This window comes from Vibrio sp. 2134-1, assembly GCF_033339495.1.
The window spans coordinates 123063-144784 of record NZ_JAWOUS010000015.1; the positions used below are offsets into that span (position 1 = coordinate 123063).

Consider the following 21722-nt stretch of genomic DNA (forward strand, 5'->3'; position numbering starts at 1 on the left):
TAAATCTTCTATCCTTGGATATCTTCTTTAAATTCCCATCTCGGTGAGAATCGGAACTCTACCGACCAGCAATCTGAGGAGATAATGAAAGCTTTCCATACAGCTAAAGGGTATTGGCCTGATGCTCGGAAATTATTCGTGAGGTTATTTCTGACGAAACGGATCAATCTATCAATCTGGTCTTCGCTTGCTGTGTCGAAGCTAAGCGTAATAGAGAGATTGTCATAGTTAGGTATGTCGGCAGAACCTCTAAAGTCTAAATTAAGCTCGTCTACAAGTAACTTTAGTTCGGTTAAGAAGCTTTCGAACTTTTCCTGGTTGGTCTCCGCAAAGACTGACTTGGCGAACGCAGAGATATTAGTGTGATTGTCCACTAATAAATCTTCCCCATTAGCATGGAGAAACCCTCTTATCATCGGGACTAAATCATCCGGTGCTAAAACTTTTTGGTCATTATAAAAGTCAGAAGTTAGGAACGCCTGTTTATACTTTTCGAGAATATTATACCTTTTGAGAATATCATTCATCATATCTACTTGAACCCCTTATTTTGATGCTGTAGCAATCATTGCTTTCATACGGCTAAGTATGTTTTTTGCTCTTTCGTCATTTTCTAATTCACTAGCAGGAACCCTAACGTTTAGCTTTTTAGCCAGCTCGTTAATAGCAGCAATAGTCTTTTTACTTGGTTTCTTAATACGTTTTGCCTCTTCTACATATTTAGATAGTAATTTGGCGTTACTAATCGCTTGAGAAGGAATTTTCAGGCCAGTCTTCGATTCCAACTGTTTTGCGTAATCAAGAAACTTTTTAGATGGAGTACTTGGGACATCATCTTCGTGAACTTTTATAAATTCTAGAGCTTTACCAAAGTCAGTCATTTTAAGCGCTGGCGGCTGGATCTTTTTGAAAGAGCATATTTGTGAAATCTTTCTTCGCATAGCGTCAGTTACCAACCAAGGGTGCTCTCGTAGCCATTGCCTCGCTTTAGCCTCACTTGCTAAGGCCTGTCTGGGCATTGGTAGTCCGAGCCCTTTACAACGCTTCTGAAGTTTATCTTTGGTTTGGTTTGAAAGTGGCATGTTAGGATTCACACCGTCTCTTGGTGTTTTATCAAACAGGTTTTTATTCAGGAAACCTATTAGCTTTTCAGTATTTTCAATTTGAGTGTTTATAAATTCCAGAGACGCTGCTTCTGCTTCTCGTTGAGGGAGTTTACTCATGTCAGAAAGTTTGAGTTCCCATTTGGCAGTAGTACCAGGGCTTTTATATGAATCAGGTAGTGCCTTATACAATTCAATCCCTTTTGGGGTGATATCAATCGAAGGGTTTTTACCCTTGCTAGTATACGCTACGAACTCACGCATTAAGATAGTTGCGATTTGAGTTGGCCTAGTAGCTGGTGTCCCAATGCCTTTTGATTCTTTGAGTGAATTCCTAAGAATAGGATTAGGCTCGAATTTTGCCGCATGGTACATCGCAAAAAGTAGTGAGGCCTCAGTGAAGAGAGGGGGCTTAGTTGTAGTAGACTCCTTTAGCTCAACATCTGGAATTGAAACATTGCTTTTGTCTAAATCGTTTAAGCTGATAGTTTGGACGGTCTCTTTACCTTTAAAGTAATGTTCCCACCCAGTTTCTATACAAGATCGCTTTGTGATCTTGAAACTAGATACCGGTTCTCCAAAAAGCCCATGGGTATCGAATTTTAAAACCCCTTCTTGAACTAAATATTTTGATGGAGGTAAATGTGCTTGCAAGTAATGCGACGTAATTTCTTCAAAGACCTGAAGATCTAGCCCCTGTAGCTCTCCTGGTTTAGGTATAACAACAGGAGCTAGAGCATCGTGTATTTTATCTCCTGGCGTATAGCAGCTTGGTTTGAAACTTGCGCAGGTATCGTCTTGTCCCGTTTGAATGGCAGCGATTTTAAGGGCGGCTTGGCCAAATTGGTCCCATTTTGCTAGTTGAGTACATTTGTCCGCAATATCCCTAGGGTTGTAATCTTTGTCAGAAATCTCTTGTTCTTCACCTCTTGGGTAAGTGATAAAACCAGAATCGTATAGGCGTTGTGCTGCATTGAGGACATCAGTGGCACTAGCGTTGCTAATCAGACTCTGTAGTTTGGTCAGTGATAAAGGCTTTGGTGGGGCAGAAGTCGCCATACTTTCATTTATATCTAAATCCAATATGCACGCTTGCTTAAGCCTTTCCGTAAAATCCATCATAATAGATTTGTCGATATAAAGAGGTTTAGGTCTATTGTTTATGGTTAACTCCTCGACTTCTTCCTCAGACATATCAGGCGATATTTTGGATGCTAGATTTTTTTCATCCCACTTTACGCCAGGGATAGGGGAGTCATAGTCGGAGTCTTTTATCTCTGGAAGGTATCGGCCTTCAAAACTTACAGCGCCGTTACACCTGATCAGCGGTACCGGACGAAAGTGAGTTACAGATTTAAAGTTTGCTCTTTCTTGATGACGATGGTAAGTAAAACCTACAACAGTCGACTGAACTCGACCAACAGATGTCGTTGAGCTTTTCTTATCCCCTGAGCCTAGGTACTTTCCAAGCATTCCCCTTCTTGAGTAATAAGTGTAGGTGGCAGTTAGAACCATGGCTGCGTAATCTGCCATACGACGACTAGACCCAGCTAAATATTCGCCGTAGTATTGAGATGCATCGACCATTTCATCGAAAGAGGTTTGTATTGCATCCTTGGATAACCCCTTTGTTAACCAAACTCGTTTTAATGGGCCATCGTATTTAAGGAAATCTAAAATGCTACGGTATATGACTTCACCTTCTCGGTCTGGGTCTGTAGCACCAATGACTAAAGTCGCTTTGTCGACATACTGTTTAAGTAATTGGATTCGCTCTCCTGGTTTTCTTGCCGGGTATCCGTCACGAGCTGGTATGTCCGGACAAACTTTATAAGGAACCTTGCGAGGGATGCGTTCGTGAGTACGTGGATCGTTCCAACTGAAGTTCTGTATTTGCTCTGTAGGGGGAGACAGTTCGAGGAAGTGACCTGCGGCATACCAAAGGATCAGTTCTTGCCCTTTGTAGAAGCCTGAATATAATCCACCTTGCTTTCTAAGATTCAAAGCTGATGCGATCTTTTCAGCTTGAGAAGACTTCTCTGCAATAGCGACCCACATGGCTATTCTCCTAGTTTATTGACTGCGTGTATTCGGTGAGAAATCCAACGACCATACTCAGATTCAATATCAGCAAAGTGCTTCATTGCTTTCAGGCGGTACGAGTAATGAAAATATTTATTGTCTGAAGTTGCATATCGATGGTAGTTAGCGAGGCCTTTAAAAATGTCATTCGTTGCGTTTAATCTTCTGGCCAGAATGACACCACCAATAAATAGATTTGCACATACATCATCTCTGACGTCTTCCCAGTTTATAGTCACACCAAGCTTACGAAACTCTTGATCCCAAACCTTAGGGTTAACTTGTATTATTCCTAAATCACCAGAACCGTTCTTGGCTTTCTGGTCAGCTCCTGGCCAACCATTCTCGCTTCTCATGATTGTACGTATGTATTTAGGATGTATATTGTTTAGCTTGCTAGAGATTAAAGTACACTCTTCAATCTCACCTTTGTAAGTAAGAAGTAAATCTCGTTTACTTTTCCACGGCATGGCTTTGTACAGCCCCGTGTCGCCATGCTCTATTACATATTCGTAATAAGACCTTTCCGGTTCTTTAAGTTGCTCAAGACCGTCAGCTGCTGTTACACCCAAAAATTCAAACATAGACGCAATCCTCCGTTAAATGAAATATATCATTTAGCAACAAAAAACAATAGACTAAAGTTGACTTTGAGGTTGAATTAAAATACCATATATAAACACTTAAATGGGAGGGATGAGAATGAAATTAACCGCGAGTCAGTATGAAGGAGTCAACACGACTGGAGTACCTTGCATGATTAATGCGGGGGCAGGTAGTGGTAAGACTCGCGTTATTGTGGAGAAGGCCGCGACATTCATTGAGTCAGGCTTGGAACCCTGTCGACTTTGTGCCATAACCTTTACCAAGAAAGCTGCTGCGGAAATGTTAGAGCGTCTTTACTTACGTATAGGTATCAAAGCTTATCAAGCTGTTATCTGTAACTGGCACTCCTTTGCACTAAACCAAGTCATAAAACCTGCCATCAAAAAGCAACACCCATATTTTGTAAAGTGCGGTTATACATCGAGTGACTTAGTTATCTTGGATGAAACTGAGTCCCTTACACTAATAAATGAGTCAGCTAAGAAAACATTATCGAACTCAGACTATGAGTTCTTAAAAGAGCACGGTGGTGCAAAGTATGTTCAAAACTTCATGGGGCTATCCTTGTCCTATGGTCGTGGTCCTAAGTCTGAGTTCGAGCACCAGTCCAAAACCAACCCAAATCTGACTTTTGATGAGAAAGCCTTGTTAAGCCATTGCGTTTGTATCTGGAAGGTCTACTACAGACGAATGATTGAGCTGAATGCTATTGATTACGACCACATTCTCGTCCATGCGGTAAAAATTCTCACACATGATGTAGGTTTTAGAACCTGGTTGCAAAACCAGTTTAAAGCAGTACTTGCCGATGAGCATCAGGATGCTAACCCAGTCCAAGGCTTATTGTTAAAACTTATTGTTGGTCAAGGCAATAACCTAACTATGGTTGGTGATGAAAAACAAAGTATTTATGCTTTCAGGGCTGCAGATGTCGGTCAGTTACTAAATGCTCAAAAAGAATTCGGAGACATGAAGATTGTTCAGATGGGAGAGAACTTTCGATCAACTGAACAAGTTGTAAATGTGGCCAATGCTATTGCTGACTTAATGCATGAAGACCAAAAGGTTACAGACGGACATATGATAGCAATGGCAAATATTCAGGGTGATAAGCCAATTGCCCGACAATTTGCCAATGACAAGGATGAGGCAATTACGACAGCCAATGAGATTAAACAGGCTATCGAATCTGGTGAATTAAAACCAGAAGAAATTGCCATTCTGTATCGTTCAAAAGTAATCAAAGACCCAATTGAAGCTCAACTTATTGAGCATGGGGTAGAATACCGAGTTGTTGGCGACAAGGATTTCTTTGATAGTAAAGAAGTAAAGGACTGGAGTGCATTCCTACGTTTCTGTGCTAATGAGAAGGATGTTATGGCTGCTTCACGTGTCATTGATGCAGCAAGCCTTAAAACTAAGGGCGTAACTATGCGCCAAAAGCTCATTGATAAAAACCTAACAGTTATTGAATACTGTAAGTACATGACCACGTATGGAACTGTAAAATCTCAAGATAGAAAGCTTGGATTTGCCTCTTTGTTGGAGTGCCACTCAATTATCAAAGAAGCATTGTTCGAATGCGGTTCAATCACTGACTTAGCAAAAATAAATAACTATGAACTTAGTGATTCTGAACTGAGAAATAAGTGGGGAGAAGTACTTTCTGGCTTAGAGGAAGGTTTGCATCAAATCTGGGTCGAGCTGTTCAAACCCAAAATTATAGATAACGCTAAGAAGAAGTATAAAACTCAAGAGATGACAGCAGAAGTAATCTCAGAAGTTAATAAAAGAGAGCAAAACGTCATTACCTTAACAAAGCGCCTTTTTGCTTTCACTGAGGTTCATGGACACTTACATGATTGTATCAAAGAACTTAACATGCTGGTGGATTCTGGTGAGCAAGGGGCTAGTGCGGTTCAGTTAATGACAGAACACGCTAGTAAGGGCTTAGAGTTTAAGCGTGTATATGTCATTGGCTGCGAAGAAGAAGCACACTTCAAAGGTAATGAGAAAGACAATGTTCATGAAGAGCTTAGGCTATTCTATGTGGCCACCACTCGTGCAGAAAAGGATCTAATTTACTCATATGCACAAAGGCGCTTAGTTCACGGTGAGTTCAAGACACGGAAACCTCTACAATTTCTATGCGCTCTTCCAGTAGACCTTCTTTACTGGGAGTCTTCAATATCACCCAAAGTAGCGTATGAAAAAAGTAATAAAGAAACCACTACAAAACGAACAGGAAATCCTATTCAAATGCTGGCTAGAGGACAGTTACCACACCCCAAGCTAACAGTAGAGGTAAAGGAAACTAGAATCGAAGGATTTAAAATATAGGGTTAATGAGGGAATCAGCACTTGTAGTATGGTGAACGATACCTAGCTAACGTCACCATATGTTTTGTGGAGAATTACATACATTCAACATCTATTGCTGTTTGAAACTAACTAATAAATAGAGGCCTAATGAGCGACTGGTTACCTTGTAACTGATGGTTTAATTGCATGTCGAAAGAAACTAATGCAAGGTTATTTTCTAGCTGTAAAACATATAAGTCAGAGGGGCGTATCCTCTAATTTTGGCGAAAAAATTATAAGAATCAACTAAGCGTTGTTTGGTATCGTTAGATAAGTAAGGAACTTGAGTATCCTCTCTTAAGCAATGTAGCTGAAATAACAAGCGTACCCCTTTATAGCTCTTCGAGTTTCCACTTTTGATCTTATGGAACAAAACATTTAAGTCTGCCTTCCTTAACTCTGATTGCTTATTTATACCGATATCTTTTAGTGACTTAAATATTGTAGGACTGAGGCTAGGCATTGCCGATATATCTAAATCCTCACTTTGTTGTTGTTTTTTTATTGCTGCATTTAGCATGATCTTTAACTGCATTATTGTCTCCACAGCTTGCTGATCTGATACTTTTTCTGAAAGATAGCGCTTCATAAGAAGTCTTGAGGATCTAGAGCTATTGGGTACAGAAATAGGGTACTTTTTACATAGATAAAACCCGTATGATTCGAGTGACTCTAGTAATGGGGAGTCTGTTTCTTGTGGTACATAGATATTGAGAACACCCTCACGCTGGTTAGCTATCATGTATCCACAGTAAGTGAATTGAAACTCGCCAAATGAAGGTCGGCTAAAGACCCCTTCAATTGGCTGAAAAAGGTCTCTATAGTAGTTTGGAGCTTTTGCCAACGCTTTTTTAGTTTTTGACTTTCCTTTGCGTGATTTATGTAAATTTTTTTGCAACAAAGACGGTTGAAAGTTTCTCGGGTTAACTTGAAGCTCTTTATTTTGACTTTTCATGTTCACTCACTCGATATCGCGTATTTTGAAGATAGAAACAGGGAACTCTTTGTTGAAAGCAGATTCTCTGATCATCTCAACTTGCCACAAGGTGGGAGAAGAGACAGAAACTTTCTCCATCGTATAATGCATCTTAAGTTGGTAAATCCAGACAGCGCGGCTACGCATAACGCCGCTGCCAGGTACGGCTTCACGCTGAGCTATTGCTTTGTTCAAAAGTTTAATAGAGCTTGTGTCTACGTGGAGTAATGCAGAAGTCTGGTATTTCTTCATTATATTTATATAGTTACTTGCTCTTAGAAGCTCAATAAATATGTCTTGGGTGTCTGTTTCAGAGTCCAAATGGTTGGACTTGCACCTAGACAGTACTGTTGCTGCATTTAAGTAGTTCATTGAAAAACAGTCTTTAAGGCTATCAACTAGATATTCACGAACTAATACTTCTGACTCTTCTTCAGAGTAAGTTTCGCCAGGGTTTCTTTCTTGGTCCTTAGTCGGCAAGATATGCTTATCTGTGGGTATTGGGTATACAGCAGTATCACTTGTCGTTGATGCAATAAAGTAGTTTGTTGAAGTAATCTTTGTGGTATCTATGAACAGGTTCAAGGCGTATAAAAATGCAACAATAGCTAAGAAAAATAAAACCAGAGCGTAGTATGGAGATCGCTGGACAGACTTAAAATTGTCATAGATTAAATTATGACGTTTATCTGTTTCAAACACGGCATCGTGGTTACGGTTAACCTCGCTGGAGGGTATTGATTGGCAACTAAAGGTATCCCCTTTAACAAAGCTATCCTCAGTAGACTTCGAACTTTGTCTTCCTGTTAACGGAGTCTTCCCCAAAGCTGTACTAATAAAATTGAATAGGTCTTTAACGTTCATCTAAAAACCACCCTGTCGATGAGTAATGAACTTGCGTTATCCGCTCTAGGTTCAGGTAGAACTGTGTAGTGAGCAATGAATGAGGTTGTTTGGTCTCCTGATACCGATTGGACTGTTACCATTATCGGAACCTCAACTACCCAAACTAAAGGCTTACCAGGTTTGTTCTTTAAGGTAACGATAGGATCGTAAGGAACAACAACGTTAGCCTTACCTTCTGACATAAGAATCGCCTCAATCATAGGGTCAGTAGGATAAACATTGAACAGTGATGTGGCGGCTATTGGCGCAAAGTGCTTTTCAATACAGTTGGCATAATCGTTATCGCGTTCACCGTTCATTAGGTGTTGAGCGGTTTTATAATCGACGGTATAGCATGAGCTCACCATACGACGAAGAAACCTGACAACCTTCTCGTCTGTATAGCGTGGGTCACGTGATACAAAGGCCCTTGTGTAACCACCATTACCATCAGAATAAAGAAAAACTCTATCCGGGTTCCCTAATAGTTCTTCATTGAATTCGGAAAGTTTAAAAATAGCTAAAACAGATAAAACGATAGCAAGCACAAATGGCCAGTCGAATTTAAGTATGCGAATAAGTCGTGGAATATTCATAACCAATCAACATCCCAATTAGAAGAACTTATGATCTTAACTGCACTTGCCCCCTTACCCTTTGGCACACGTTGTAAATCAAGCCAGAAAGTTACATTAGCGGCCTGGTGCCTTTGATTCTGAATAGCCTCGAGCTCAGTTTCAGTTGCGTCTTTAACCTTCAAAGATTTTTTCATAATCTTGCCCTGAACTTTAACTCGCCATACCCAGTAGGCATCTTTTGTGAATCTTCCATCAATTTTCCCGTCAACTGTGCCACTGTATTCCATAAAAGGCGCTCGGGTAGGGTAAAACTCAATAATTTCTTTATTAGAGAAAATGGTTGATAAAATTTCTGCTTCTTGAACTGCGCTTGAGAATGACTTCCAGCCAGAAGTAGTAAAGAATAGTAATGCTGATTCTGTCATAGACAATTCATAACTATCGAAAGATAGAGAGAGTGTGTTGTACATAGCTTCAGTTACAAAATCCATAACTTCAGAGTCAGAAAAAAGACGGTCACTTAATGGGACCTGAGGAACTATTCGGGTAATGCCCTTATCGTTGTAAGTGGGGATCTTGTAGTAACCAGATTTATTTGTTGTAAGAGTGTTTAGTGCAAACTCTAAGAAATAGATAATGACCACCAGCACTACGAAACCAGATAGGAGCCCTCGATGATTCTTAATTACGGATGAGCGAAACATATCCTTCCTCTAATCCAAGTTACCGATGCGTACAGGCTTGCCAGTAGGCTCAATCCTTGCGTCATGGGAGGTAGCGCTGATATTTATTCTTTCAAGCAGGTAAAAATTAACCAGCGAACCAGTCAATAAAAGCAGGGTGAGGCCCCACGTAATTGAAGTCAGTGCAAGTAAAGCCTTAGTTGCTCTATTTGCAACATAAGGGTTTCTATTGACACCCAATTCAGCCAATTTCACACCCATTATTCTGCGCGCTGGTCTTGGCTTTATACTTGGTATCTTTTCTAGGCGGCTTCTGACTTCTCCTGGGATGGGAGAAGACCCTGCATGGATAATTAACTCGGCAGATTGGGTAACTGATTTAAAGCCAACAGACTCTTCGTTTTCCATTACATTTATCCTATTAGTTGTAACCTTTCTATTTCCTTGCGCAGATAGGAAAATTCAACACCATCAATCTCTATCGTTTGTTGGTATGACTGGGTTGAGCTTTTAAACTTTTCTAAAAGCTCTGTTAATTCAATGGAATCTGTAGAGATTGATGAGTTAACAAGGAAGCAGCGATCGAGGGTGTCCAACTCTGGATGGTTACTATCGACAATAGAGACAAGAATACTCAAAACAGGTTTGTAGCTATCAGCCGAAGATAGTTGTAACTCAGCAACACGGCGTCCATATTCGACATTCGAGATAATGCATAAAGTTTCTTTTTCTTTTTGAGAAAACAAAATGACGTTGCTTCCTAACAGTGACTCCAAACTACTACTACCTATGACATATTTTATAATCACAAAAATATATGTCTTTTACGGATGAAAAGCAATGCCATATTTTTGGTTGTTTGGTTGTTTGGTTGATTTGATTTTGAGGGTTGACCGAGATGTTAGATTTGGTTGTTTTCGTTTAGCTAAAACCATTCCATCCGTTGATAAATTTGCTATGATGTGAAAAATATATGCCTTAAATGGATTAAAAGCAACGGTGCAAAAATGTTAACTTTAATATTTCTACAGTATCTTTCATTACTCTTAATGCCTGTTTCAGGTGGAGTTTCTCTTCTTGCTCCGGTACTTAGTTTATTCGTCACATATATCGGAATGTGGAAACAGTTCAGAACGATACATCCAGTACTTAAGTCACATTTAGTAGGGCAAGCGATTGTCGGAGCTTCGGTCATATTTTGTGTGATCAGTATCGTCTTAACCTTCGAAATAACTCAAGCTATGCAATCGTTAACAGCTTCCGACAAGAACTTTTCGGCAAAAGTTTTAACGACTTTCGGATGTGTTGTCTTCCTCTATTACTACTTCGTCATAACCGTAAACTTTATACTTCATCGAAAAGGTCTAAGGGCACGGCTTGTGTTACCCATTCCATTGACCAAAGGAAAGTATGATTCTCTAAAAATGATTCTTAAAGAGCGACGTATTGATGACACAAACATAATTTTTAAGGATTCCTAAGTTATGAGTCAGCGTACGCCAGAAAAAGAATCAGAGTTGAATGCTTCAGTCGCCCTAGCTCTAGCATTAGCAATAGGTATGGGTTACGGGGTTTACGCGCACTTTTTCCACATACTTGCTTTTGTGTGGAGAATGCTAAAGATAGCTCAGATGTTTACATTTTTTGCTTTTGAGAACCTCGTGGTTGTAACTACCTCTTGGCTAACAGGATTTCAAGGATGGGGGTTTAAGGAGGGGCTATATCAAATATTAGAATTGCATTATACGATGATTACACCCGAGTATATTGGAGCTTACGACTCTATTTTCGGAAATATACTTAAATGGCCCTTCGCTTTAGCTCTGATCTACTTAGGTTGTAAAGAATATTCAATACGCTCTAAAACCAGAAAAGAACACAACGTTGAATCAATGATACGGGCTGCTTCCAAGGTTCATCCTCATTTAAAACGTATAGTACCGCCCAACTTCTACGATAAATTGATGGGATATTCCATTGGCTGGATGTTTCCTAAATATAAAGAACGTTTAGAGGGTGAAAACCCTTGTGACTATTCACATGATTACAATTTCGAAAATCGCTCTGACTATGAAAACCGATACGCTATGGGTGTATCTCCTTACGAAATGCTCACAGCAAATCCTCCTTTGGGTGTCACATTAGATGAAATAGAACGTGACAAAGAAATGCAAAAAGAAACGGGGTTTGTTAGCAATTTTAGGCCTATTTGTTACTTCTATTACTGCGAGAACCCGAAAGACTCAACAATAGAGTTTTGCTCTCGAACAGCGACTATCAGCTTAGAGAGGCTTCTCCTCTGTCCTTTACCGCAACAACTACATTCGGAAGATAAACTAGCACGGTTGTTTGATGATAATGGGAAAACCATTCCAATTGAATATGTAGATAAACAGGGTAATGAAGCGGATAAGTTTAAGAGAGGAGGAGCGATAATAGGTGGCTTTCGTCCAACAACTTTATTGAATGATGGCGTCCCTTACGCTGGCAGTATCGAAGACACAATACTTTTATTTAACGGTATTGAAAGAAAGGTTCTTACACAGCTTAAGGAAAAAATGGATGGAAAGACAACCCGTACATTCGAAGAAATCCTCTATGCAATGGTAACAAAGAAGCATGCTTATTCTACTACTGTAATCTGGGCGTTGATGCTTCTCTTTAAAGATGTAAACCGTATTGCAGGAAACGAGTTTACTTGGGTAACTAAGCATGACCGAAATTTAGGAATGGTATTGCAGTCTATCGGCAGAGAAACACCTTTCTTAGAAGCAAGTGGTACTCGCTCGCATTTTCTTATGGAAAGAAAAGCCGGATTTCGAATGACAATTCCAAGTGTCCTAGGAGCAGTGCAAGACCTTCACATTAATGCAGAGAGAATATTAACAGCAGGTAAGAAAGGAGAAGACCTCCTGAACATGGATGAGGATGAATTTAGTAGATTATTTGATCTCAGCGAGATAGAGAAAAAGGCTGATGGCCGAGAGAATGAGGCAAAACAGATTCTAAAGTCACTAGGTGTCGATATAGAAAAGGATGAGAAAGTCTTCAATGACCCTTATGAGGATATTCCTGAGTTAATGAAGCAGTACAAGGAAGTTGATTAGTATGGCCAGTTTTAAGAAGCAGTCGGTTCTAAACACAAACCCTGAACTGAATAACCCAGAGCTCTTTCATCGTGATTCTCGCACTATGTGGATGCGAATACAGTCAGCAGTAAATGTGTCATTTCCTTTATTAATTGCTGCATGCGGGATTGCTTTGTTTATGTTCCCTCAAAATGGGGACTTTATTTTTGCATTTGCAATTTGTCTGAAGCTTACAAACTCAAGAGAGAAGCATGAATATCCTTTTGACGCGCCGGAGTGGGAGCAGTTTATTTCAAAAAAGGAGTCGTTAAAAGACGCAGTTAAAGCTGGCCATCTTATTCCCCAGCGTAAAAGAGGAAACGGTACATTAATATTCGGGTTTGAATTTTTTCTACGTAGGTTACTCGTATCCAACCCGGATATGGAAACAAGACATACACTCGTCATGGGCAGTACGGGCTCGGGTAAAACTGTACTTATACTGACATTGCTATTTCAAGCACTTCTCCAGCCAGGAGGAACATCAGCAGTCATAGTTGATGGTAAGGCGGATATAAAATTGTTTTGGACAATTTTCGCTATCTTGAAACGATTAGATAGACTCCACGATTTGTTGGTTCTCAATTTTCTGACTCCCATGGACTCCTTAGATACTACTAACATGCACGACGACGATCGCATTTCGAATAACATGAATATTCTAAATGCGGGAACCCCTGACCAGATGAAGACTATAACCATGGGGTTAGGGCGTGAAACGGATGGAGGGGATAGCTCTTTTTGGGAAGGTCGTAGTTCTACTATGATTGGGGGAGCATATCAGTATCTTGCTTACGAAAGGGATGTGGAAGGCTTAGATTTAAACATCGAAGTGGTTCGAAACTTTCTTGTCATTAAAACTATGCTCAAAAAGGCAGCGCGAAAAGATGTGCCTTTAAAGTACCGACAACCACTCCAGCAGTATTTAAAAACCTTGCCTTCTATTAGTGATGCCATATTTGATATGACTGAGGAACAGATAGACAACCTTGATCTTAATAGTAAAGCAGATGAACAGCACACATATTGTGTGATGATGATTAGTGAAACCATGGCTGACTTGAGTGAAACCATGGGGCATATATTCGTGACAAAACTTTCGGAAGTAAATATGACGGATGTATGCTTAGGGGGGCGAGTATTATTAGTTCTGCTTCCTTCCATTGCCAAAAACCCAGATTCCGTTGCAGCATTGGGTAGGCTTCTATTGCAGGGATTACGGCCTATTTTAATGAGAGCTGCTGGCTATAAGCTACAAGGTTCTCGAATTACTACAGTAGACAATAGACCTTCCAGTGCTAGATATCCTGTACGACTTTTCTTTGATGAGTACGGAATGTATGCGGTTAAAGGTTTTTACATGATTGTTGCCTTGGTTCGTTCATATGGTTTTCACGTTCTTTTTGGAGCTCAGACAGCCGGAATGTTCCAGAAGGTTTGCGGCCGGGATGAATATGAAGCACTAATGGGCAACTTAAACAATAAATTCATTCTTAAAAATGAAGACCATGGTGAATCGTTACAGTTGGCGCTTGGTCGAACTGGCAAGGTATTTGGTTCCCGTCAGGATAGAATAGAGAATAATTTGGCTGGGGCGGTCCATGATAACGATGATGTCCGAGTAGAAGAAAAAGATACTGTAAACGCTAAGATGCTTGCTAGTGCTGAACCTGGAGAAGGCTTATACATTTTTGGTGGTGATGTATACCCATTCCGAGCATTAAAACTCGACTTCCCAGATGTAGAAACTTCTCGTTTGAACTATTTTGCTCAGGTGCTTGAGCCTTCTGACGATGAGGTAGAAACGGCTAAGAGGCAGCAGTTAGTAAAATCCAATGAATATGTTCAACAGGCCAACGATTATATCGATAGCAATGTCGAAATGTTGGAGTTCTTAGAGCTAAAAAATAATCTAACTGAAGTAAGAGCATTAAACCTCACTGAAAACATCTCTAAACAAATGATGATGGCTATTGGTTTAGGGATAATTAAAGAAGACGCAACGTTGATAACGGAGAGCGCCATTGAAGAAGTCGAAGAAATACGACCTGAAGAATCATCAGTAGATGTATTCGATGAAGAGCTTGTTGGTCTTGCACAAACAGATGCTGAAGTACAGATTATGGGCTCTATGGAGGCTTATAATGAAGAAGTTTCAGCCTTTAATGATGAGCTCGATTTTAATGACTTTGAAAACACCTATAGTGATGAGGATTGGCCAGAAGAAGAACACGATTTTGATTCAATTATGCAGTACAACAACTTCTATGCCGAAGGTCCCTTTGAGCACAGTACTAGCGAAGAAGTTGTTTCGCCACCAGCATATTTATCCACTCAAGATTTAGGTACGAACGAAGAGACCTCCGAAGTAGACCTTGCTAATTTTGACAATGATGCATACGGCGAGTTGGATATCGCTTATAACAGTAGATATGTTTCATCTAACCTATCAGATCCATTTCTTGAAAGCGCTCAGGAGAACAATAAAGGCACTATCTCTGGTACTACTATAGATATAAATTTGTTAGCTGGTTTAGATGAGCCTAATGCTGAAAGAGCCACAGAGGCGGCGATCAATCAAGTCAAGGACATATTGGAATATCCTAAAGAAGAACTCCAATCAGAGCCTCTCGGCGACGAAGAAGTCAGTGATATTGTAGAGAAAACACTACAATCGTTAGGTTTGTCTGAGTAGGGTTGTTTTTAATACACAAATGAAATATATTTACGCTTGTTAAACTTCAAGGATTACCAATGCACTCAAGAAACATCTCCTCTCTGAAAGCCTATTTCCGCTTAACAGTAAGTGCGGTGGTGTTGTCATTGTCGGCGTTTTCTCAAGCTAATCAAACTAACCAAGTTAGTCATGCTGCAATTGCGGATGCATTGTTAAAGAAATATGGAAGTATAGAAAATATATTGATTAACATGCGTGAACTTGAGGTGTATGAACAAAATGCAATTCAGACGTACATAACAGATCTAGAATACTCGAAACTCCAGAGTAATTACCAAAATAGAGACAGACTTGAGATACTGAGGGCTGAGAATAAAAAGAATGACATCATTAAAAGTGAGAAAATGAACTCCGACCCTGCTTTTATTGAAAGGATGCGTAAAATAGAAAGGCAGAGGCTAATTGCAGAAAATAAACTTTTAGTAAGGCCCCCGGAAAGTCTAATTGATACGATTAAATTCGATCCTTCACTACCTCAGGAGTTAATTTTGCAGGTGTACCCTGGCTTCCCTGGGTCTATTTCATTTTTCGACCAGACAGGAGCTCCTTGGCCTATTGTATATGTTAAGCTAGGAGCTCAGGGAGCCTTCGAGGCTGGAAAAACACCCGGTAACGCATATAGCTTGGAAGCTCGTTTACCTGGAGTAACTCATTCGGGCTGGTTTCAGCTGAAGGGTTTAGATACAACTATTCCTTTCATGATTAGTTCTGAAAAAACAGATTACTACAATTCTCGAAGACAAGTGATCATTCCACTAATTGGCCCGAACGCCAAGCCAATACAATACCGTTCTACTTCAAGTGTAGATCTTGATAAAGCTGGTCCAGAATTCTTTTCTTTTCTTTCAGGTACGACAACAGGTGTGCCTGGTGCCAAAGAAACTAAATTGCAAGGAATCAATGGCCAAGCCTATTTATATAATGAATTTGTTTATATCAGAACAACAGCCATTTTAAGAAGCAAAGGTAGCTCTTTGGTAAGAGAGGGAAGTGTCGGTGATTACAACCTTTACAAGCTTTACCCCCGTTCATTCTATTGGTTTAGCGATGGTCGACAGAAAGTAAAAGCGTTTGTGGATACAAGTGAACTATAAGGCTTCTCACCGATGAAATTAAAAAAAATAGCAATCGTTGTAGGTTTGTTTGTAGTAGCCGCCGGAGGGATTGGATACGCAATCTATATGGCTTCCAATCAAGTTACAGAAGACCTTTCGGGCAAAGGTGATAAAACAGCGGGTAGACCTGTCGTTAAAACTGACGATGTGATTAAGAACTCAACTGATGGGACAATCAGTGTTCCTGAAAATTCACCTATCGCTAAAGAAACCGAAGAAAGGGAGAAGAACGCGCGTAAACAGGCTGCTACTAATGGCGAGAGCCATATCAGTAAAACTCGCGTACAAGAATCAGCAACGGGACCAGATACAAAAACCGAAGTTGACAAGCCTAAGTCGCAGGAGGTTGATCCCCTGGGGCAAGAAGTTAAGTCTGGCAAAGATGCTGAGTCTAAAAAGACAAATTCAGATACAGAAGAGAATAGTGCAGGTAGAGACGTAAAATTACCGTTGCCTAAACAAGATATAGAAACTTCAAGCCAGCTAGAAGATCTCCGAAACGAACTAGCAACGACTAAAATGAGTTTAAAGGCTCAAGAAATAAAGAATCGAAACGACAAAGCCGATGCTGAGCGACAGCGGTTGATACAATTAGAAGCTGAGCGACAAAAAAAGATATCAGAAGGTGCACAAGCATTATTTTCAGGTCTCCCTTACGCACCAGATACAGGCGAAAAGTACAAAATCACTTATAGTAAGAAGGCTGACATTTATAGTAAAACATCACAGTTCGTTTTTGACCCGAGTGATGCAGAACAAGAAGTGGCCTCAGCATTGTATCGTTCTGATGGAGGTCAGACTCAAATGGGGATTCATCCTAATTATTATAAGAAAGAAAACACAGTTGGGTATACGGACAATGAAAAAGAAACCTCTAATGAAAAATATAGACAGCCACCAGTTGAAGTAGACCAAGAGTCTATAGTATTTGATGCAGGTGAGTTGGTTTATGCCCGTACCACCTTGCCTATCGACTCAGACATTCCTGGCCCAATCAGAATTCGTTTATTAACCGGAAAAGCAGAAGGTAGTATTGCGTTCGGTGAAATGGAGCTTATAGAACAAGCTCCAGGTGTTGCCTTAACTGTAACGTCTGTTATTAGAGATGGGAAACAAATCCCTGTAAAAGCTTGGGTATTATCTGCTGAAACTGAAAAGGCGCTTATAGAAGGTGAAGTAGACCACCATTACATCCAGAGGTTTGGTGGCATGTTTGCTGGTTTGTTTATGACAGGTTTTTTGGATTCACTCATTGATACGACAGTGACAACATCAAATGGGGAAACAACAACTTCGACAGGTGCGATTGATAATACGAGAGACAGAATTGTTTATAGTATCGCCAAAGCTGCACAAGGCTTTTTACCTATCCTATACGATAATGCGAGAAGACCTGTTCAGGTAGAGATACCGAAAGGTCAAACTATGTACTTATTGTTTGAGAATCAAGTACAAGAAACGGATGAAATTCAAACTCCGAATCAGAGCGATCTTCTCAAGATGATGGCGGAGCAAAATAGACTAACAGAAGTTAATTCCGAAGAAACTGACCTAAGCTCTGAAATTCGCAAATCGAATATTGGGCAAAATGTATCAATCCCGAGTGACAACAAAACTCGTTTATGGAATTAATTTAGATCTTTTATATAATACATTATTCAATTAAAAACAAGGAGCGATCATCATGAGCGATAACGAAGCTCAAGACGCAAATGCTGGCAAAGCGAATAAAAGCCAAAGCAGCTCAGCAAAGCCAAAAGTAAAGTTACTCGTTTATGTCGTAGGAGCTACTTTGCTTGTTGGTGGTGCTAGTTTAGCTGCACATAAAATGGGTTTGATACCAGATTTTGGAGGCCCTTCCAAAGTAGAAGAAATACAAAAGCTAGAGAGAAATCTTGAGCGTGAGATCACCGCTCTCAGGCAATCATTGCCTGAACTCATTAAGACTGAAATAGATGTGATTACTAAGTCTGAAGAGTTTGGTGCTATCACTGAATTACAAAGACAAGAAATCGCTCAATCAATCATTACTAAAATAGACATTCCTAGCAAAGTAAAGGATGAATTTGGTAAGCAAAAAAGTGAGATTGTGAAGTCAACCTCGAAAGCTGCGTCACAGAATATTACACAGACGATCAGTTCGACCTTACAGCAACAAATTGATGACTCAATTACAATGAGATTGAAGCCATATCATCAATTTAATTCTGCTCAAGAAACTTTTAACGTTAGTTTAACCAATAGATTGGATAAATTGGAAAGCGATGTAAATTCATTTGAAGGCGAGTTTGCTAAATTAAACAATAGCCTTTCAAACGGACATACGAAAGCAGCGCGAAGTAGTGAGCGTAAACGCTTAAAAGAATTCAACGTTGTGGATGAGATTGCTGAGGGGGTTTTTGCTGTACGTGCACCAGATAGATCCGATAACTCTCCACATTACATCACTCTTTACAAAAGTGAGCCGTTCAAATCAAAAATTGGCAACCATAAAGTCACCAACATTAAAGGTGAGGGAGAAGACGGAGTTTTACTTATTGGCAGCAAATACTTTATTGATAAAGAACGCCAGGAGTACACGCCGACTGAACTAGCCAACCTTCGACGCTCTCAGCAGTCTAAAAAGAAAGTTGTAAAACCTGCTAAAGAATCGATTACAAAGCCAACGGCAGTACAGGTTGCTAAGACTACCACCCAACATATTGGTAAAAATACAGAAGTAAATAGCAAAGTAGTACAGCCAACGATGGCAATAGCATCTAGCTCGACTGTAGTACAGCCAATAGAAGCGCCAAAAATGGTAGTTCCAAGTACGGGAGTAACATACAAGGATGGGCGAATTCTTCTTCCTGACTACGCAATGATCACTAAGTCGCAGGACCTAAACAGTGCGCTAGTCGTAAATCTTACCAAGACCTCTGGCGAAAGAACTATTTCCGTAGAAAAAGGAAAATACTACGACTTCATTGGAACTGTTAGAGAAATCTCGGCTGACGGAACAATCTGTTCAGATACTTACTGTATTGGAGCGCTTCGATGAAAAAGTGGTATTGGATGTTTGTTTACACATTATCCAGTAGTTCATTCGCTTCAGAAACGCATAACTCCACCATTGCAGATGGCGGAATAAATGTAATTAAACATGTTCGACTTTGGATTGCAGTTCTCTGGAATTTGAGAGCAGTACTTGGCCTCGGTCTTGTCGTGTTTGGTTTCATCGGTTGGTACAAAGCAAACAAAGCGGATAATGATGTTTCTGTTCTATGGCCAATATCCTTCTCAATAGCTGGCGCATTATTAACTTTCCACGGTGGTTTAGATCTAGTGGGTGAGGTATTTACCTTTAGTGACACAGTGGACCCAATAACACTCGACTCATCTGGTCGGGCAAACCTCTCTTCTAACACAACTTATATCTTCGATGAAGGAGATAGCACGGAGTAACTATGAATAAACTAACGAAATGGTCCGGTGCCCTGGGTATCGCTCTAGCACTAACCTCTGTAACTACGATGGCAGCCAATGAAACAAAGCTAGAGCAAGCTGCAAAAAACGTGGATGCAATTTCAGCTGCAGGTGGTAGTGCTACATATACCATAGGCTTATGGATTGGTATTGCAATGATTGTCATTAGCCTTGCAACCTGGGCATGGAATAGCCGAGAAAGCTCACCACAAAGTAAGGGCGTAGGAAAATTCGTTCTAATCTGTGGTATAGCAGGGGCCGCTTTGACTTTCCCAAGTGCTTACATAGCAATGTTCGGTGAGGCAGCAAGCATCTCAAGTGCTGATGAGTCTGTTGATTATCGTGACCTTCAAAACGTAAACAATTAGATAAACATACACAACCCCACTATCGAAAGCGTTAATAGATCGTGGGGCTAATTTTATCATCTACAAGGAACAAAAATGAAGAAAATACTACTTATGGCATCGACATTATCAGTTATTGCTGGCTGTGCTAATCAAACCGAACTAAGTGAACCAACAGTAGAGAACCCATCTTACCAATATCCTGGCATATCCAAGATATTATCAATTGATTATTTCGAAGTGGATAAAGGGACATCAGTTGCTCTTACGGAATATTTAGATAATCAAGATAGGTTTTGCTTCCAATGGGTTTCGTCAGCAAAGAAAGTAAATGGTGAAACAAAAAATGAGCATTCAATAGAAGCGAATATTTCTGTTCATTGCGGAGGATACGAGATTAGACAAGTTGATAATAAAGGTGGTGATTACGTTTCTACTGATATAAGAGCCGTTAACAAGTATAAGAATCGTGAAGGGTTATTCGTTCAAAATCTAGAGATGTAACATTTATTTTATTAAAATTCTAATCTACCAGTTTTACACTAATGCGCGCAACACGGTGATGAGCAGTCAAAACTCTCCGACCCAAATATGCCCATGAAACAGAGAAATTTAGAAGTTAGGAAACGGCTCTTTCTTTGCTCATACTCGCTCAAGTTAACCGCATTTCGCATTACCTCTAATTAATAGGGGTAATACGAGTTTCCTATGTTCCGCATAACTAGTACTCATTCTAACTAAGACTTCTGGTATTTGAGTTGGAGCAGTGCAGAAGAAATAGATTAATACCATCGCTTCGATTTTGAAGCTTATTCTTTCAAACCCGAAGATTACAATGAAAACGAGGGAAAATTAATGTTCGAGCAAGTAAGAAAAGAAATACTTAATAAAGCACCACTAGTTGCTGATGCGTTCTTAGAGCCAGCGTCGGAAGAAGAAATAAATTTGCTTCGCTGTAATGTGGGTAGAGAGCTACCACAAGATTTAGTTGAACTGTACAAAACATCTAAAGGGCAGGACCCCGAGAAGCAAGCAAATTTTGCTTATGGCGTCGCTTTACTCTCTATCGGACAGACCTCAAGCCTTGTAGAAAACTATAGCCATGATGGTGATGGAAACGTACTCAGTTATACCGATAAAGGTATAGATAAAGAGTATACCTTCGGCAAAAGTAGAATCCCAATTGCGGATGACTGTTCATCTTGTTTAATTTGCGTTGATTTAAGTCCAACAGAGGAAGGTAGTTTCGGACAGGTAATTCTCATAGATTATGACTACAAGGTCGCTTTAAAGCTTGCCGATTCTCTAGCTGAATTAATTTCTAACTTCAAGAAGGATTTAGAGCCTATCCCAAAAGGAATTATCGTATAATATAATGAATAACGATAATTTCTGAGGGCAACGTATGGCAGGCAACAAGTGGCAAATCAGTGATGAACTCTGGGAGAAAATGGCTCCTCTCATCCCGGAGCATAAAACTCACCATCCTCTGGGTACGCACCGCAAGCGGGTTGATAATCGCGCTGCAATGAACGCCATCTTCTTCGTACTCAGGACGGGTTGCCAGTGGAATGCGCTGAATGCCACCGGTATATGCTCGTCAAGCTCTGCTCATCGCCGATTTCAGGAGTGGCGGGATGCTGGCGTATTTGAACG

At 40.2% G+C, this 21722-nt stretch carries 20 protein-coding genes; 11 read left to right on the forward strand and 9 right to left on the reverse strand.

The window, feature by feature from the left end; all coding sequences use genetic code 11:
- Positions 1-8: 8 nt before the first annotated feature.
- The 3 genes from R7R78_RS16905 to R7R78_RS16915 are packed head-to-tail and all read right to left on the reverse strand — an operon-like array spanning position 9 to position 3769.
- Positions 9-530, reverse strand: a complete 522-nt coding sequence (locus R7R78_RS16905) for a hypothetical protein (protein WP_025633985.1) — start codon at positions 528-530, stop codon at positions 9-11.
- A gap of 15 nt (positions 531-545) precedes the next feature.
- Complete coding sequence (locus tag R7R78_RS16910) at positions 546-3161, reverse strand: DNA topoisomerase (RefSeq protein ID WP_025633988.1); 2616 nt, start codon at positions 3159-3161, stop codon at positions 546-548.
- A gap of 2 nt (positions 3162-3163) precedes the next feature.
- On the reverse strand, positions 3164-3769 hold the full coding sequence (locus R7R78_RS16915; RefSeq protein WP_025633990.1) for a transglycosylase SLT domain-containing protein: 606 nt from the start codon (positions 3767-3769) through the stop codon (positions 3164-3166).
- A gap of 118 nt (positions 3770-3887) precedes the next feature.
- Here R7R78_RS16915 and R7R78_RS16920 point away from each other — a divergent pair, with 118 nt between their 5' ends.
- On the forward strand, positions 3888-6131 hold the full coding sequence (locus tag R7R78_RS16920) for an ATP-dependent helicase (RefSeq protein WP_025633991.1): 2244 nt from the start codon (positions 3888-3890) through the stop codon (positions 6129-6131).
- A 199-nt stretch (positions 6132-6330) separates the two neighbouring features.
- Here the strand turns inward: R7R78_RS16920 and R7R78_RS16925 are convergent, their stop codons facing one another.
- From R7R78_RS16925 to R7R78_RS16950, 6 genes are read right to left on the reverse strand one after another with little or no spacing between them, the layout of a single operon-like run.
- The gene (locus tag R7R78_RS16925; protein ID WP_025633992.1) at positions 6331-7107 is read right to left on the reverse strand and encodes a TfoX/Sxy family DNA transformation protein; all 777 of its coding nucleotides are present in this window, start codon (positions 7105-7107) and stop codon (positions 6331-6333) included.
- Positions 7108-7113: 6 nt separating this feature from the next.
- On the reverse strand, positions 7114-7992 hold the full coding sequence (locus R7R78_RS16930; protein WP_025633994.1) for a hypothetical protein: 879 nt from the start codon (positions 7990-7992) through the stop codon (positions 7114-7116).
- The gene (locus tag R7R78_RS16935; protein ID WP_025633995.1) at positions 7989-8609 is read right to left on the reverse strand and encodes a DotI/IcmL/TraM family protein; all 621 of its coding nucleotides are present in this window, start codon (positions 8607-8609) and stop codon (positions 7989-7991) included. The genes R7R78_RS16930 and R7R78_RS16935 overlap by 4 nt, the downstream gene beginning before the upstream one ends.
- A complete protein-coding gene (locus R7R78_RS16940) occupies positions 8606-9295 on the reverse strand; it encodes a DotI/IcmL family type IV secretion protein (protein WP_025633997.1) in 690 nt (229 codons plus the stop codon). The genes R7R78_RS16935 and R7R78_RS16940 overlap by 4 nt, the downstream gene beginning before the upstream one ends.
- 9 nt (positions 9296-9304) lie before the next feature.
- Positions 9305-9682, reverse strand: a complete 378-nt coding sequence (locus R7R78_RS16945) for a hypothetical protein (RefSeq protein ID WP_025633999.1) — start codon at positions 9680-9682, stop codon at positions 9305-9307.
- A gap of 5 nt (positions 9683-9687) precedes the next feature.
- On the reverse strand, positions 9688-10050 hold the full coding sequence (locus R7R78_RS16950) for a hypothetical protein (RefSeq protein ID WP_025634000.1): 363 nt from the start codon (positions 10048-10050) through the stop codon (positions 9688-9690).
- A 708-nt stretch (positions 10051-10758) separates the two neighbouring features.
- Here R7R78_RS16950 and R7R78_RS16955 point away from each other — a divergent pair.
- The 10 genes from R7R78_RS16955 to R7R78_RS17000 form a co-directional block, all read left to right on the forward strand.
- Entirely contained in the window at positions 10759-12381 is a 1623-nt protein-coding gene (locus tag R7R78_RS16955) for a hypothetical protein (protein ID WP_025634005.1), read from the forward strand.
- Between the two features lies 1 nt (position 12382).
- Complete coding sequence (locus tag R7R78_RS16960; RefSeq protein ID WP_025634006.1) at positions 12383-15097, forward strand: type IV secretion system DNA-binding domain-containing protein; 2715 nt, start codon at positions 12383-12385, stop codon at positions 15095-15097.
- A gap of 59 nt (positions 15098-15156) precedes the next feature.
- Positions 15157-16233, forward strand: a complete 1077-nt coding sequence (locus R7R78_RS16965; RefSeq protein ID WP_025634007.1) for a DotH/IcmK family type IV secretion protein — start codon at positions 15157-15159, stop codon at positions 16231-16233.
- 12 nt (positions 16234-16245) lie between these two features.
- Positions 16246-17886, forward strand: coding sequence for a DotG/IcmE/VirB10 family protein (locus R7R78_RS16970; protein WP_203347292.1), 1641 nt, complete (start codon positions 16246-16248; stop codon positions 17884-17886).
- A gap of 52 nt (positions 17887-17938) precedes the next feature.
- Positions 17939-19294 (forward strand): hypothetical protein, encoded by a 1356-nt coding sequence (locus tag R7R78_RS16975; RefSeq protein WP_025767068.1) that lies wholly within the window; start codon positions 17939-17941, stop codon positions 19292-19294.
- Positions 19291-19698, forward strand: a complete 408-nt coding sequence (locus R7R78_RS16980; RefSeq protein ID WP_025634011.1) for a hypothetical protein — start codon at positions 19291-19293, stop codon at positions 19696-19698. The genes R7R78_RS16975 and R7R78_RS16980 overlap by 4 nt, the downstream gene beginning before the upstream one ends.
- 2 nt (positions 19699-19700) lie before the next feature.
- On the forward strand, positions 19701-20087 hold the full coding sequence (locus tag R7R78_RS16985) for a hypothetical protein (RefSeq protein ID WP_025634012.1): 387 nt from the start codon (positions 19701-19703) through the stop codon (positions 20085-20087).
- Between the two features lie 75 nt (positions 20088-20162).
- The gene (locus tag R7R78_RS16990; protein ID WP_025767067.1) at positions 20163-20570 is read left to right on the forward strand and encodes a hypothetical protein; all 408 of its coding nucleotides are present in this window, start codon (positions 20163-20165) and stop codon (positions 20568-20570) included.
- A gap of 351 nt (positions 20571-20921) precedes the next feature.
- On the forward strand, positions 20922-21437 hold the full coding sequence (locus R7R78_RS16995) for an SMI1/KNR4 family protein (protein WP_203347280.1): 516 nt from the start codon (positions 20922-20924) through the stop codon (positions 21435-21437).
- A 34-nt stretch (positions 21438-21471) separates the two neighbouring features.
- Positions 21472-21722: transposase (locus R7R78_RS17000; RefSeq protein ID WP_206937370.1), on the forward strand; the 251-nt coding region annotated here is incomplete at its 3' end.

What these genes read in the sequence shown, in the direction of transcription:
- R7R78_RS16905 (WP_025633985.1), bottom strand. Translation starts at nt 530, where the DNA reads ATGATGAATGATATTCTCAAAAGGTATAATATTCTCGAAAAGTATAAA.
- R7R78_RS16910 (WP_025633988.1), bottom strand. Translation starts at nt 3,161, where the DNA reads ATGTGGGTCGCTATTGCAGAGAAGTCTTCTCAAGCTGAAAAGATCGCA.
- R7R78_RS16915 (WP_025633990.1), bottom strand. Translation starts at nt 3,769, where the DNA reads ATGTTTGAATTTTTGGGTGTAACAGCAGCTGACGGTCTTGAGCAACTT.
- R7R78_RS16920 (WP_025633991.1), top strand. Translation starts at nt 3,888, where the DNA reads ATGAAATTAACCGCGAGTCAGTATGAAGGAGTCAACACGACTGGAGTA.
- R7R78_RS16925 (WP_025633992.1), bottom strand. Translation starts at nt 7,107, where the DNA reads ATGAAAAGTCAAAATAAAGAGCTTCAAGTTAACCCGAGAAACTTTCAA.
- R7R78_RS16930 (WP_025633994.1), bottom strand. Translation starts at nt 7,992, where the DNA reads ATGAACGTTAAAGACCTATTCAATTTTATTAGTACAGCTTTGGGGAAG.
- R7R78_RS16935 (WP_025633995.1), bottom strand. Translation starts at nt 8,609, where the DNA reads ATGAATATTCCACGACTTATTCGCATACTTAAATTCGACTGGCCATTT.
- R7R78_RS16940 (WP_025633997.1), bottom strand. Translation starts at nt 9,295, where the DNA reads ATGTTTCGCTCATCCGTAATTAAGAATCATCGAGGGCTCCTATCTGGT.
- R7R78_RS16945 (WP_025633999.1), bottom strand. Translation starts at nt 9,682, where the DNA reads ATGGAAAACGAAGAGTCTGTTGGCTTTAAATCAGTTACCCAATCTGCC.
- R7R78_RS16955 (WP_025634005.1), top strand. Translation starts at nt 10,759, where the DNA reads ATGAGTCAGCGTACGCCAGAAAAAGAATCAGAGTTGAATGCTTCAGTC.
- R7R78_RS16960 (WP_025634006.1), top strand. Translation starts at nt 12,383, where the DNA reads ATGGCCAGTTTTAAGAAGCAGTCGGTTCTAAACACAAACCCTGAACTG.
- R7R78_RS16965 (WP_025634007.1), top strand. Translation starts at nt 15,157, where the DNA reads ATGCACTCAAGAAACATCTCCTCTCTGAAAGCCTATTTCCGCTTAACA.
- R7R78_RS16970 (WP_203347292.1), top strand. Translation starts at nt 16,246, where the DNA reads ATGAAATTAAAAAAAATAGCAATCGTTGTAGGTTTGTTTGTAGTAGCC.
- R7R78_RS16975 (WP_025767068.1), top strand. Translation starts at nt 17,939, where the DNA reads ATGAGCGATAACGAAGCTCAAGACGCAAATGCTGGCAAAGCGAATAAA.
- R7R78_RS16980 (WP_025634011.1), top strand. Translation starts at nt 19,291, where the DNA reads ATGAAAAAGTGGTATTGGATGTTTGTTTACACATTATCCAGTAGTTCA.
- R7R78_RS16985 (WP_025634012.1), top strand. Translation starts at nt 19,701, where the DNA reads ATGAATAAACTAACGAAATGGTCCGGTGCCCTGGGTATCGCTCTAGCA.
- R7R78_RS16990 (WP_025767067.1), top strand. Translation starts at nt 20,163, where the DNA reads ATGAAGAAAATACTACTTATGGCATCGACATTATCAGTTATTGCTGGC.
- R7R78_RS16995 (WP_203347280.1), top strand. Translation starts at nt 20,922, where the DNA reads ATGTTCGAGCAAGTAAGAAAAGAAATACTTAATAAAGCACCACTAGTT.